Origin of the sequence: Paenibacillus urinalis, from assembly GCF_028747985.1 — a bacterium.
In the GTDB taxonomy this organism is placed as follows: domain Bacteria; phylum Bacillota; class Bacilli; order Paenibacillales; family Paenibacillaceae; genus Paenibacillus; species Paenibacillus urinalis.
This window is the reverse complement of record NZ_CP118108.1, coordinates 234,934-247,500: the sequence shown is the minus strand read 5'-3', so window position 1 is coordinate 247,500 and position 12,567 is coordinate 234,934. Positions and strand designations below refer to the sequence as shown.

Genomic DNA, 12,567 nt, shown 5'->3' with positions numbered 1-12,567 from the left:
AAAGAGGAGTTGCGAGCTGCTTAGGCAGTGAGGCGGCAGCTTTTTTTCGACGAGGGTAGGCTATATCTCCTTCCATATAGGGGATCTCAACAGGATGCACATAAACAGGGACCTGATGATGTTCTCTTATTGAAGTCACGGAGCCGACATGATCGGAATGTCCATGAGTAAGTACAATCTGCCGAATCTGTCCTGCTCCCAGCTGCTCAACGAACTTCAGTATTCCTTTGGCCATGGAACCCACTCCGGCATCCACGAGAGTCACTCCATCCTCTTCTGCTACAATCCATACGCGCACCGGAAACAGCATCCACGTCTTCAATGCCCAAATATGCTCGGAGACTCGCTCTATTTTCATTGTCTTACCTCCTTGATTTTAGCTTCTCGGTAAAACCCAGTAATATGATCTCAAATGATTCTTTAAATGTAGGCAAGAGTCTCGCTGATAATTCCTCAGCTGTCTCGCTTGATTGATGATAGGTTCCAACGATCCCATGCAGCATATAAAAATATATTCGGGAGTAGGACAACAATGTATCACTTTCTTCTTCAAGCTCATAGATGTCTCCAAGACCTCTCTTAAACAGATTGAACAGTTCATTGCGCAGTTTATTAAGCGGAAGCTCTGGCTCGATATCCACCCGCTCTGTATTGGTTCCGAAAAATATCGTATGCATGTTGCGATGACGCAAGCAGAATTCAATAAATCGCCAGCTCACCTCTATAAGCCTCTCTTTAGAACTCATATTCGTATCTTCAAGCGCCAGAAGCATATTCGACTTTAAACGTTCCAGCGGTGGTACGGATAATTCGTGAAGCAGTGCTTGTTTATCTTTGAAGTAGATATAAATCGTTGTATGTGAGCAGCCCGCTGCTCTTGCAATCTCTCTCATAGACACCGTATCAAAGCCACGTTTCGAGAAAAGCTCAGCTGCCATGGCCAAAATGACCCGCTTGGTTTCTTCAGAACGAATCTCTTGTCTGTTTCCTGCCACTAAAACACCTCCTTTAGATAACCACTGGTTTGTAACCTCTGGTTATAATATAACCAATGGTTATCTAACAGTCAACCATTAATTTCCAAACAAAGAAAATGGAGTTTTTTTGCATCTATATAGCTAAATCAACTTCCGACTTGCAACATCAAGGTTTGTCTACCGCACTTCAAATAAAAAAAACCGAGTCAGGCTCGGCCTGCTCGGAATTCATTAAAATGCTGATATTACGCATCTATATTTCCACGTACGGTCATAGTACCTAATATAGTGTACGTCGATTTAATCGGTTCTTGGCCTTGGATAGTAACTCCTACCCTTCGGGCTTCATCTTCATATCCCCTGCTGCGCAAATATTGCTGTGCTACTACTCTTGTCTCGTACATCGCACTTAATTCTACATTTCGAATGATTGCAAGTGCTGCGGGAAGACTGCACTGGTCAAGTGAGGTTCGTACCTCTTCTTCACTCTCTGGATCTACTTGCTGTATAAGTCGCAGCTCCTCCTCAGCTAGTTCCGCCTTCTCTAATGGATTCGTTACGATATGAAGAGTGTCTTGTGTGAGGACGACAGCACTAGCAGCACGTTCAGCCTGTATTTCTTTAATATAAGCATAAGGATTCTCGATCACAGGCAGATCAAAGTCCTTCCGAAGCCTCTCATGCAGCTCCTTCCTTAGCTTCTCTTCTTCCGGTGTACAGCCATACGGTGAAGCCAAAGCTTCTTCTTCCCAAATCTTAACCTGCGTTCTGTATGCATCCTCACTCTCAAAACGATTATAGAACAGAGCACTATCCGTAAGAGCAATACTTAGAAAATCTCTGAAACTGCCAGCGATCAGTTTGTTTGTTTCTCCAAAATCCATAGGGCTGATGCAGACGATCGGTGCCTGATCCAAGCTCTCCACCTCACCGAAATCAGTCAGATAGCCGTAATGAATACCATCACAGCCATTGGAGCCAAAAACAATAACATCTGAGGGTGTACATAAGTAACGAAAGCTGCCTAGTTCAGGGATGAGCCCCATACCAAAATCCAAGCCCTGCGGATGAACCGCACGGAATTCTTCTTCTATAGAAAGAAGCAGCTGTAGATCAGCCGGGATCTCGTATTTTCCAAAGTTAAGGCGGACGGATTCAGACGAAAGATCATGCATCGTGATAATCCCCTTTTCAAATGATGTATTTTAAACTATAAATACGAGATCCCTTATGGTATTCCTCTATCCTCTCTGCAAGCTCAGCTCTTCTTCTCCTTTAAGACAACAGCCGTCAGCGGCTCCAAAATCATCGTATCTGCCGTGAGCTTCACTCCTGTCGGCTGATCCAGCCGACTGACTCCTGCACGAGTTTGGTCTACAATGACCTCACATGAAGTATAGTCCTGTTGTAGTCTGAGCTTCCTTGCCTTCTTATCCGCATTTACAAACACATGATAGCACTCACGCTCATCACTTGAGAGACAGCTGTATGCGATAACGAGATCTGTTTTTTGAATATCCGGTGTATTAATTCGTGTTACATTGCGATTAATGAGCTCCATGCTGTCTAACCGGAAGGCGTCCGAAGCTTTTCTGAGCTGTATAAGCCCTTGAAGATGCTTGCGGGTCTCGATATTTACTGGATATTGCCCTTCGTCTGTAGCTTTTGCCCACTCGAACATGTTGACGACATCCGTTGAGTCGTGAGAATCATTAATATAATAGTGGATCTTATCCCCGGTTGATGCAAACTCATGGAACTTATGCTCTGGTATACCCTCGGCCTTCCACTGCTTCGTTCTTCCATACTCCTGTCCTGCATGCAGGAACACCGTCCCCTGAGAGGTCAGCACGAGAACATGACCCAGGCGAATCCGCTGATGAATCTCCAGATCGTCCTCCGGAATCTCTGGATCTTTATCGGTTGAGATCGCAATCACATCATAGAGCGTTAAATTGTCATGCGCTTCAATATATTGGACCACATCCCCCGGACTATCTGCCGGGATATTGGAGGGCTGTGCCTTTATGTTGTTGAAAATGAGTTCAATGTCTCTTGGCCCGTCCGTTAGAAAACGGGGTTCTCCTTCATTGCCAAAACCCGACTTCAGCTCATTTCGGATCTCATCTGAGAAGACACCGACATCGTCTGTCTTATCCATCCAGTCCTGATCTGCAGCAAGCCCCTTCAAGGCCGCATCGGATTCATCTCCTGCAAAGGTACGCCATCCTTCGCCGATAAATAGGGCTTGAGGATTGATTTTAGCGGCTTCATCATATGCCTTCTGAACGGCGGGATACGTTGCATCCCCCATCATGTCCCAGCGCAGACCGTCGATTTTATACTCACTAAACCAATATTTGACCGAATCCACCATCAGCTTCTCTGCCATCTTCCGATCTGTCGCCAGATTGTTGCCGAAGCCGCCGATAAATTCTCCCTCCGCATTCTGCCAAGCATAATAACCCGGTACAATATCATTAAGGAATTCCGGGAGTGCCATGTGCGTGTATACGACATCGAGAATAACACCCATTCCGGCCTCGTGAATGGCATGGATGAGTGACTTCAGCTCCTTGATACGAAGCTCGGGGTCAGCAGGATTCTCGGAATACGCCCCGTCCGGTGAGAAATAATTGTGCGGGTCATAGCCCCAGTTATATTCATTGTCGAGGGCAGAATAGTGAAGCTCTCTCTCTCCCATCTTCAGTTCATTCCCTAAATACCAAGCCATAACAGGCAGCAGCTGAACGTGGGTTACTCCCAGCGATTGAATGTAAGCTAATTTGTCCTCAAAAGCTCTATAAGTCCCCCATCTTGCAGACAATTCCCCTTCAATCTGCGGATCAGAAGTAAAATCACGGACGTGGATTTCCCATATGATCGCGTCTTCTCTTTTGTTGTAATCTTTAATAGAAGCAAAGCTCAGATCAGCGACACGGGTACGTTCCAAATCTACGATGGCCGCCTTACCAATAAGTTCGCCGTCCTCACCCGGATCTCCCTTGGTATCCACTCGTGACGGAGCCATGGATTTAGCATAGGGATCAAGCACCTTTTTGGTGACGCCCTGATTTGTAACTTCATATTGATAGAAATAACCGTGAAGGTCATCTACAGATAGCTCATCCGGTGATAGAACCAAACTCCAAATACCGCGTTCTCCTTGAACGAGCGGGAATTGGCCAGCCAGCTTCGTATCGTCATTCGGATGGTATAGACTCACTTTAACTTTAGAGGCAAGTGGAGCCCATAGTTTCAGTGTTACAGAACCGTGATGGTAATGGGCGCCTAAGTCATCACCGCTGTATGCATACTGCTCATCGAATTGCTTCCAATCGACTGGATTGTGTGAAGCTGTGGAATGCGTAGTTTTATGTACGTTCAACTGATTTTGTTCGATCATACCTTGAGCCTCCGGTTCGTTATATAATCTTGCTGCTAAGCTGGAATTCACCAATCAACGTCCTATCTAATTACACGGGCTGCAACTGACTCCATTTTCATAACTCATTTCAACTAATAGGTATTTCCCAAACCCATTCAAAATGAAACATCTTCAATATAAATTTAATTCATCGTAAATGCAACCGTTTGCATAACTTTGCACTAACTTTTTATTTTCTTACCACTTTCAGCATTCTTCTTATTCACTTCAGGATTCTTCTTATTTATAGAAAGAAAAAACCCAGTCTTTTAAATAAAGACCAGGTTTCTCTACTGAATGTATTACATTAAGACTGACTCAATACGAGCTCCAGACGCACATTCACATCATTTTCTGTCTCCACAACGACGTTATGCGGGTTCTCCATCCCAAAATCATCGAATGTCACTTCCGTTTGTCCGGACAATAGGAGGTTTCCTTCCTGATAGCTGACTTCAGAGAAGAAGGTCACATCCTTTTCCATCCCTCTTACCGTCATGGTGCCTTCAATCGTTACTGGCACAACCTCACCTTCTGTCCACTCCTCAGGAAGTCCTGTAAAGGTGTCTGCAGTAAAAGTAGCCTCAGGGTATGCTGCTACATCAAAAAAGTCGCTCTCCTGTAAATGATCATCACGCTGAGCATTACCTGAATCGAGGGCCGACATATCCATGATGCCTTCAGCCGACATCGACTCCGGTGCTGTAAAATCAATACTCCATGCTCCCGTCACCGCATCATTCACAAAGTTTACGGTTTCTTGAGAAGTCGTAATAGACCAGTACACTTTGGATTCATCCTGCAGCGCCCAGGCTCCAGTCAACTCTTCACTGCTTACGGTCTGTGCTTCACCCGAAGGCTCTGTATTGCCAGACATAACCGATTCAATCTCTACATTGTTGCCAAGAAAATTGTTGATTCCTCCATAAGCGGCTGTGCCGCCAACAATAAGGGCCGCGGCTGCTCCTGCAATAATCCAATTTCTCTTTTTCTTATTCATTATTATTCCTCCCAGCATCTCTCATGTTTTTGATCTAATCTATGGTTTCTCTCTTGTGTTCTGGCTGCGGCATGAAAGAATCATAGCAAAGGAATGTGTCAGGAGAATGTCAAAAGAAATAGAGAAGTGTTTATGATAAAATTCATGCATATCCTTGCACAAGGACAGCCATCGAGCTACGTTCATATGAAAAGAAATCAACCTGTAAATGATTAGAGAATAAAGCTTGTACCGTTTAACTGTAACGGATAAATAGAGAATGAGACCTGTGCTGTAATCCGGGAGGAGAAAGGAGAAGGTGTCTGTTGAAAAAAATAATGATCGTGGAAGATGAACGGGCTATTTCAAAAGTACTCAGCGCTTATCTGAAAAAAGCCGGATTTGAAGTGAACGCTGTATATGATGGAGAAGAAGCCGTAAGGCAGCTAACCATTCAGGTACCGGCGCTTGTCATATTGGATATTATGCTCCCTCGCAAAAACGGCTGGGAAGTGCTGCAGCACATCCGAAAAACGAGCAGCGTTCCTGTCATCATGCTTACCGCCAAGGACGGTATAGATGATAAGCTCATCGGATTGAACAATGGGGCCGACGACTATATGTCCAAGCCTTTCATCCCCGAGGAGGTCGTTGCCCGTGTGAATGCCGTACTGCGCAGACCGCTCGGCTGGACAGACAATGAGGAGCATAGACGCAGCTATGGCTGTCTCTCTCTCGATTTTCGCTCACAGAGAGTCATGTTAAACGGAGCCGACGTCCCGCTTACTCCGCGGGATACTTCTGTACTCTTCTTTCTCGCAGAGCATCCGAATCAAACCTTTACACGGGAGCAGCTGATCGAGAACATCTGGGGACTGGATTACGAAGGCAGTGATCGGGCTGTGGATCTATCGATTAAACGGATCCGGCATTCCCTCTCCCACTGGCCTAAAGAAGAAGGAGATATCAAAACATTACGAGGAACGGGGTATCAATTTTGGATAAACCGCTGAGATCGATAAAAGTATACTGGACAAGGCGCTATTTCCTCGCCCTCTTCGCCGGGCTGGCCATTCTGAGCCTGCTGTCCTTCTGGTGGGTCAAGCATGAATCCATGGATCGTCGGCTTGAGACCACCCGAATCCTTGCCCAAGAGATCGCTGACAAAATCGTTCAAGGAGCCGGCAGCGATGAGGTTGAGTACCACAGGCAGGATTTAAATGCGCTCATCGATAAACGTAAAAATATGATCGAAAAAAGCGCGGGCATGTGTGTCATTATTACGGATCAGGAGGGTAAACCTGTGTTCTCCAACCCTCCGATGCCAGAAGAGCAGTTGAAGCAACGGATTCTATCGCCGGAAGCATCTGGCTCGAAAAAGATTACCGCCCCTATTACGCAATCAGGGACAGAAATTGGCGAGGTTATCCTGCTCCTTCCAATAAAGTCGTTCACGATCATTACGGACCAAACCTGGCTTGTTGCCGGGGCCTTTGTCTTTCTTGCCGTCCTTGGGTGGGTCACAATCCACCTGCTCACAAGAAAATTGGTCAGCCCGATCCGTGATGTCGCCGAGGCAGCACGCGAAATACGCCAGGGTAATTACGATGTAACTCTAAGCACCGACGTGAAGGAACAGGAAATTTATGAGCTGACGACCTCGTTTAAGGAGATGTCCGAGCGTCTGAAGACGTTGGAGCACTCCAGATCATACATGCTTGCAGGACTGACACATGAACTGAAGACGCCTGTCACTTCCATCAAAGGATTGCTTCATGCCGTACAGCAAGGCGTCGTTGAACAAGAGGAAGCTGGCGAATTTATGGAAGCCGCACTCAAGGAAACGAATAGGTTAGAGCATATGGTTGCTGATCTGCTGGATTATAACGCCATTGCAGCCGGAGTCATTCCGCTCAGGCCTGAGTCAATATCAGCGGTTCCCTTCTTCAGAGAAATGATCTATCAATGGTCACTTCATCAGAGCTGTGACATGCAGACGCCTGAGCTGACGTGGGAAGAATCCGTAACAGAGACTACTCTATGGGGAGATCCGCTGCGTATCCAGCAGATCATGACGAACCTGCTCAACAATAGTGTGGAATCTGCAACAGAAGATCGACAGTTTCATTTAAGCGTCCATGTAGCTTCAGCGGGGAGTCAGGACTTGTCCATCGTCGTTAAGGATAATGGCAGGGGAATACCGGCAAACGAGCAGGAGCTCATCTTCGAACGCTTCTATCGCGGGAATGACAAACAGGAACGGGTTCGTGGATTGGGGCTGGGTCTCAGCTTCAGCAGGTTGCTAGCCGCGAACATGGGCGGTCATCTGCGGCTCATTGAAACTTCTACTGCAGGAAGTACGTTCGAGCTTCAAATTCCTTTGACCTCTGGAAAGAACTGAATAAACGAAAAACAGCCGCTTGTATGAATTGTGAACTTCGTCCTGTTTTTAGATGGCGTTCTAACTATGGAGGGATCACTTCATTCAGGCGGCCGTTTCATGTTTAGGCGTTATTTTTAGATGAGATGCTTACTTTCTTTTCAGTTCCAAAATGCTGTCGCTTAAGGCACGGCGCTCATTGGGTATTTCTCGCTCACGGAATCGCTCATCCAACGTGTCCAGCCCTGCACGATAACCCAGAGCGATAACCGCTTGCAGCTCAATGTAATCCGGAATGTCTAGAATTTCACGCGCTTTGTTTCGGTCATAGCCTCCCATGGCCCGAGTAGCCAGCCCCAGCAGATGTGCCTGCAGTGCGATGGAGCCCCAGGCAGCACCTGCATCAAAAGCATGTGCTCCATTAACTCCACCGTTCTCGTCTCTGCGTGTATCTGTAGCAAGCAGAATCAGAACAGGCGCATGATCTGACCATATCCGGTTACCAGGAAGTATGAATTCCTTGAACAGCTCGCGCTCTTCTTCTGTCTGAGCAATATAAAAACGCCATGGCTGCAAATTGTTGGAGGACGGCGCCCAGCGTGCGGCCTCAAGCACCGTATACAGCACATCTTGTGGAACCGGTTGATCCGCGAAGGATCGGGAAGACCAGCGCTCCACAAACAATGGATTCACCGGATAGTCCGGTGCCCGATGAGCACTTACATCCTGCAAAGATACTTCCAGCACATTCTGACGCTGTGTCTCTTTATTACTCATTCTCTATCACTCCTTGTTTGGTGTTATAAAAAACAGAGGCATCGTCCCTATGCAGTAGAGCAACACCTCTGTTTGTTCACAGTCAGCTATATTTATGTCATGTCTTAGATAACTTACAAATTCGATGAGATTTGTATAGATTGAAAATAGCACCAACGAATTGGTGTGTCAATCTATATTTAGGATTATACTTAGAAGCAGGATATCCAAAGGAGGCAGCAATTCATATGGCAATTTCATCAGAACAAACCGCTGTAGGATTCATTGGTACAGGTGTAATGGGCAAGAGCATGGCAGGGCATATACAGAAAGCAGGATACAAGCTTCATGTATACACAAGAACTGCAGAGAAGGCAGCCGAGCTCGTAGAGCAAGGGGCCGTCTGGCATGAAACTCCTGCTAGTCTGGCTGAGGCCTGTCAGGTCATCATAACCATGGTCGGCTATCCGAAAGATGTGGAGGAGATTTACCTCGGTGAGAATGGACTTATCGCAAACAGCGCTCAAGGAACTTATCTGATTGATATGACGACGTCCAGTCCTCAATTGGCAGAACGCGTCTATCAAGAAGCCGCTGCAAAAGGACTTCATGCCCTGGATGCTCCCGTATCAGGTGGTGATATCGGCGCGCGAGATGCGAAGCTGTCCATTATGATCGGCGGAGACGCTGCGGATGTTGAGGAGGTAACTCCTCTGTTTAAGCTCATGGGAACCAACATCGTTCACCAAGGCGCAGCCGGTGCGGGACAGCATACCAAAATGTGCAACCAGATCGCCATTGCCTCAAACATGATCGGGGTAGCAGAAGCACTGGCTTACGCCAAGACTTCAGGACTTGACCCGGAGACGGTACTGAAAAGCATCGCGACGGGCGCCGCTGGCAGCTGGTCGCTCAGCAACCTCGGCCCTCGCATGATTGGCGGTAATTTCGAGCCTGGATTCTATGTGAAGCATTTTATCAAAGACATGCGTATTGCACTTGAATCGGCGAAGGAAATGGGACTGGATACACCAGGCCTCGCACTCTCTGAATCCATCTATGAGCAGTTGTCCAAGCTGGGTTATGATGATAAAGGAACACAGGTCATCTACAAACATTTTATTGAAGAATAAATACCATTACGTTTGTTTTATTTCTAATGCTTATGAAATATCACTCAGCAGCTTTACCTTAGTAACGCTGGTGCAAGAGGAGTACTCTTGCACCAGCGTTATTTTTTTTCAAAGATTCAAATGGGAATTGATCGGTTTACGAATATTTATATGCATGAATCAATTTCATAAATCATTAAAAAGGTATTATGAAATTGATTCGCATTTATAAAAAGACCAAGATACTCATATTTCAGTCCAATAATACAAAACCTAAGAAATACATCCTTCCCGCCTTTTATTCACAATTCTTCCCTTTTTGCATGTCATAGAAAAATCAAGCCTGCTGTGCTAAAATACTAAGGTTGCTCCTGCAATTATTCTAGGGAGGTTTATATATTCGCCATGCTTATTATTGGTATTGCCGGAGGAACCGGCTCAGGTAAAACTACGGTAGCTCGCTCTGTTATTGAACGGTTGGGGTCGAGCAAAGTGACTTTTATATCTCAAGACAACTACTATAAAGATCAGGCTCACCTCAGTCTGTCCGAACGGGAGCTCACGAATTATGATCATCCCTTCGCCTTTGACAATGAGCTGCTGATCCAGCACCTTGCAGCACTTCGTGATGGACAAACGGTCCATGCGCCGGTCTACGATTTTACGATTCATGCCAGATCCTCTACAGACACGGTAGAGCTGCATTCGAACAACATCGTCATGATCGAGGGACTGCATGTTCTATCGGATGAGAAGCTCCGCGAAATGCTGGATATTAAAGTATTCGTCGATTCTGATCCCGATGTACGTATTCTGCGCCGTGTCGTTCGTGATATTGAGGAACGTGGACGTACGATTCAATCCATTAACCAGCAGTACTTGGCTACAGTGAAGCCCATGCACGAAGCATTTATTGAACCATCCAAGAGATACGCTGATATCATCATTCCGGAAGGCGGACATAACGAAGTTGGTATTCAGCTGTTGTCCATCCTCACCGAGAAGTATTTATCCGGCGACAAAAAGTGGTCCGGTACAAGACTATAATCCATATAAAAAGGAGACCCTGCAAAGCGAGCCGCTTGCGTGAGGATCTCCTTTTTTATTTGCCACGTAACCTTTACCCCTCAATAGGTGTCTATATGAATAAGAACGGATACAAGGGAGTGAGCCATATTCGTATAGCAGAAAAATGGGCAATGTACCCTATGCATCTGCTCATCATGTTTATGATTAACCTGTTCTTCGGTACCATGAACTTATTCTGGGCTGTGTATGAAGATCACAGCATTTTGTCTACAACGATCTCCCTGCTCTATCTGACGACCTGGATGCTCTATGCTCTATTCATGAGACGCTGCAGCGGGGATTTCATGATTCTAACCTCTATTTTTTGGCTAGGCGGCTTGGCATTGCTCGCCTTGCTTTATACGGTAGAACAGGTAAGTATCGCCCTTTTATTGTTGTTTTTTAGTTCAATTCACGGTTTCACTCTCAAACTGGAAATGACAGATCTCTGGCTTGTCTTTGAATATGGTCTCATTTCCCTAACCTGTTATATTGTCGTCATCGCGGTTAATTGGATTAGTGCCAGACGCTACAAACAAAAAAAGCCTGAAGTTCCTTTTAACTAAAGGTCCTTCAGGCTTTGCACTACGATTAGGCTGTACGTTTGTATGCTTTGAACGGAACATCCTTTTCCTTAGTTCCCGCAAACGGCGGTTTGATCGTCAGTGCTATAAGCACAGCAACAATACAAAGCGCACCGATGACGATAAAGGTTGGCTTGAAGCCGCCGAGCATGGCAGCAATAAACGAGCCGGACAGTGCCCCGATACCAAAGCCTTGGTAGACGATGCCGTAATTTTTCGTATGATTCTTCAGTCCGAAGAAGTCACTCACGATGGCCGGAAATACAGTAATGTTGCCTCCGAAGCAAAAAGCAATGGCTGCCACACAGACGAAGAACAAACCGTAATTCAGCGGTACAGCACTTAGTACGAGCGCAGCGGCTGCTGTAACGGCCAGCGTACATCCTACCAGCTTGATCCGGCTCACTTTATCCGACAACGCACCTAGAATCAGTCGTCCTGCGGTGTTAAAAATAGCGATCATGGCGACTGCATTGGCTGCCGTTGCGGCATCCAGATGCGCCAGCTGCATACCGATATCCTTGACAATCCCGATCAGATAGAGTCCGCTCATACACGCTGTGAAGAACACAATGAACAAGAGATAGGCTTGTTTCGTTCGCAGCATTTCACCTGTTGTATAGTCTTTCGCTCCTTGAAGCGGTCCTGCCACCTGATTCGCTTCTCTCTTGCCACTCTCGGAGACAGAAGGAGCGACGCTTGCTTCTCTAACAAGCAGTGAACCGGTCAGGATCATCGCCATAACAATCAATCCCCAGTAGAGAAACGCCTGAGATACACCAACGGATTCAATCAAACCGCCGTTAATGTATTTAAACACAAGGCTTCCTGTTCCGTAGGCTCCGACGGAAATACCTGAGATGAGACCTTTTCGGTTCGGAAACCATTTAATTAGGTTAGATAAAGACGTAATGTAAGCCGTTCCGTCGGCAAAGCCGACAATAACGCCTGCCAGCACATATAAGGCTGCAAGCGAGCTTGCCTGCGAGCTGAGCATAAGACCAATACCAAGCAATATACCGGACACGGCTGTCAGCTTTCGAAGTCCTATTTTTTCTTGAATCTTACCCGCAAACAATGTGGCGAAGGCAAGCGCAAAGCTAGTGATGGAAAAGGTAATGGATACGGAGCTGAGCTCCCATCCGAACTTACTCACAAGCGGAGCGTTAAACAAGCTCCATGTATAGATGGTCCCAAGACCCATTTGCATAATAATGGTACCGAGTACAATAAGAAAGCGATTGCTATTCTTTGAGTTCATATCTCGTTCCTTCTTTCTCTCGC

At 46.3% G+C, this 12,567-nt stretch carries 11 protein-coding genes and 1 pseudogene (1 of these 12 only partly in view); 5 read left to right on the top strand and 7 right to left on the bottom strand.

What is annotated here, in order from left to right:
- The 5 genes and pseudogenes from PUW25_RS01185 to PUW25_RS01165 form a co-directional block, all read right to left on the bottom strand.
- On the bottom strand, nucleotides 1-358 hold the 5' portion of the coding sequence (locus PUW25_RS01185; RefSeq protein ID WP_274337906.1) for an MBL fold metallo-hydrolase. Its footprint begins 323 nt before the window's first position; 358 of the gene's 681 nt are visible here — the first part of the coding sequence; its start codon is at nucleotides 356-358; its stop codon lies beyond the left edge, outside the window.
- Between the two features lie 4 nt (nucleotides 359-362).
- A complete protein-coding gene (locus tag PUW25_RS01180; RefSeq protein WP_238546495.1) occupies nucleotides 363-995 on the bottom strand; it encodes a TetR/AcrR family transcriptional regulator in 633 nt (210 codons plus the stop codon).
- 227 nt (nucleotides 996-1,222) lie between these two features.
- Complete coding sequence (locus tag PUW25_RS01175) at nucleotides 1,223-2,152, bottom strand: hypothetical protein (protein ID WP_052512278.1); 930 nt, start codon at nucleotides 2,150-2,152, stop codon at nucleotides 1,223-1,225.
- An 83-nt stretch (nucleotides 2,153-2,235) separates the two neighbouring features.
- Nucleotides 2,236-4,395: pseudogene (locus tag PUW25_RS01170) on the bottom strand (alpha-amylase family glycosyl hydrolase); the annotation flags it as partial.
- 316 nt (nucleotides 4,396-4,711) lie between these two features.
- The gene (locus PUW25_RS01165) at nucleotides 4,712-5,404 is read right to left on the bottom strand and encodes a YceI family protein (RefSeq protein ID WP_047913955.1); all 693 of its coding nucleotides are present in this window, start codon (nucleotides 5,402-5,404) and stop codon (nucleotides 4,712-4,714) included.
- Nucleotides 5,405-5,709: 305 nt separating this feature from the next.
- On the opposite strand from PUW25_RS01165, the gene PUW25_RS01160 reads away from it, so the two are divergent.
- Together PUW25_RS01160 and PUW25_RS01155 are read left to right on the top strand one after the other, a co-directional pair.
- Nucleotides 5,710-6,396, top strand: a complete 687-nt coding sequence (locus PUW25_RS01160; RefSeq protein WP_047913954.1) for a response regulator transcription factor — start codon at nucleotides 5,710-5,712, stop codon at nucleotides 6,394-6,396.
- A complete protein-coding gene (locus tag PUW25_RS01155) occupies nucleotides 6,381-7,784 on the top strand; it encodes a HAMP domain-containing sensor histidine kinase (RefSeq protein WP_081872778.1) in 1,404 nt (467 codons plus the stop codon). The genes PUW25_RS01160 and PUW25_RS01155 overlap by 16 nt, the downstream gene beginning before the upstream one ends.
- Nucleotides 7,785-7,913: 129 nt before the next feature.
- On the opposite strand, the gene PUW25_RS01150 is transcribed toward PUW25_RS01155, so the two are convergent.
- Complete coding sequence (locus PUW25_RS01150; protein ID WP_205055152.1) at nucleotides 7,914-8,540, bottom strand: nitroreductase family protein; 627 nt, start codon at nucleotides 8,538-8,540, stop codon at nucleotides 7,914-7,916.
- Nucleotides 8,541-8,767: 227 nt separating this feature from the next.
- On the opposite strand from PUW25_RS01150, the gene PUW25_RS01145 reads away from it, so the two are divergent.
- The 3 genes from PUW25_RS01145 (at nucleotide 8,768) to PUW25_RS01135 (ending at nucleotide 11,265) form a co-directional block, all read left to right on the top strand.
- On the top strand, nucleotides 8,768-9,652 hold the full coding sequence (locus PUW25_RS01145; RefSeq protein WP_274337905.1) for an NAD(P)-dependent oxidoreductase: 885 nt from the start codon (nucleotides 8,768-8,770) through the stop codon (nucleotides 9,650-9,652).
- Between the two features lie 384 nt (nucleotides 9,653-10,036).
- Nucleotides 10,037-10,678, top strand: a complete 642-nt coding sequence (udk, locus tag PUW25_RS01140; protein WP_274337904.1) for a uridine kinase — start codon at nucleotides 10,037-10,039, stop codon at nucleotides 10,676-10,678.
- Nucleotides 10,679-10,773: 95 nt separating this feature from the next.
- Nucleotides 10,774-11,265 carry a hypothetical protein gene (locus PUW25_RS01135; RefSeq protein WP_274338507.1) on the top strand — a complete coding sequence of 164 codons (492 nt, stop codon included), beginning with the start codon at nucleotides 10,774-10,776 and terminating at the stop codon, nucleotides 11,263-11,265.
- A 25-nt stretch (nucleotides 11,266-11,290) separates the two neighbouring features.
- On the opposite strand, the gene PUW25_RS01130 is transcribed toward PUW25_RS01135, so the two are convergent.
- Nucleotides 11,291-12,544, bottom strand: coding sequence for an L-lactate MFS transporter (locus PUW25_RS01130; RefSeq protein ID WP_274337902.1), 1,254 nt, complete (start codon nucleotides 12,542-12,544; stop codon nucleotides 11,291-11,293).
- Nucleotides 12,545-12,567: the final 23 nt, after the last annotated feature.

Coding starts and splice junctions, on each gene's coding strand:
- udk (WP_274337904.1), top strand. CDS start 10,037: ATGCTTATTATTGGTATTGCCGGAGGAACCGGCTCAGGTAAAACTACG.
- PUW25_RS01130 (WP_274337902.1), bottom strand. CDS start 12,544: ATGAACTCAAAGAATAGCAATCGCTTTCTTATTGTACTCGGTACCATT.
- PUW25_RS01145 (WP_274337905.1), top strand. CDS start 8,768: ATGGCAATTTCATCAGAACAAACCGCTGTAGGATTCATTGGTACAGGT.
- PUW25_RS01150 (WP_205055152.1), bottom strand. CDS start 8,540: ATGAGTAATAAAGAGACACAGCGTCAGAATGTGCTGGAAGTATCTTTG.
- PUW25_RS01175 (WP_052512278.1), bottom strand. CDS start 2,152: ATGCATGATCTTTCGTCTGAATCCGTCCGCCTTAACTTTGGAAAATAC.
- PUW25_RS01135 (WP_274338507.1), top strand. CDS start 10,774: ATGAATAAGAACGGATACAAGGGAGTGAGCCATATTCGTATAGCAGAA.
- PUW25_RS01165 (WP_047913955.1), bottom strand. CDS start 5,404: ATGAATAAGAAAAAGAGAAATTGGATTATTGCAGGAGCAGCCGCGGCC.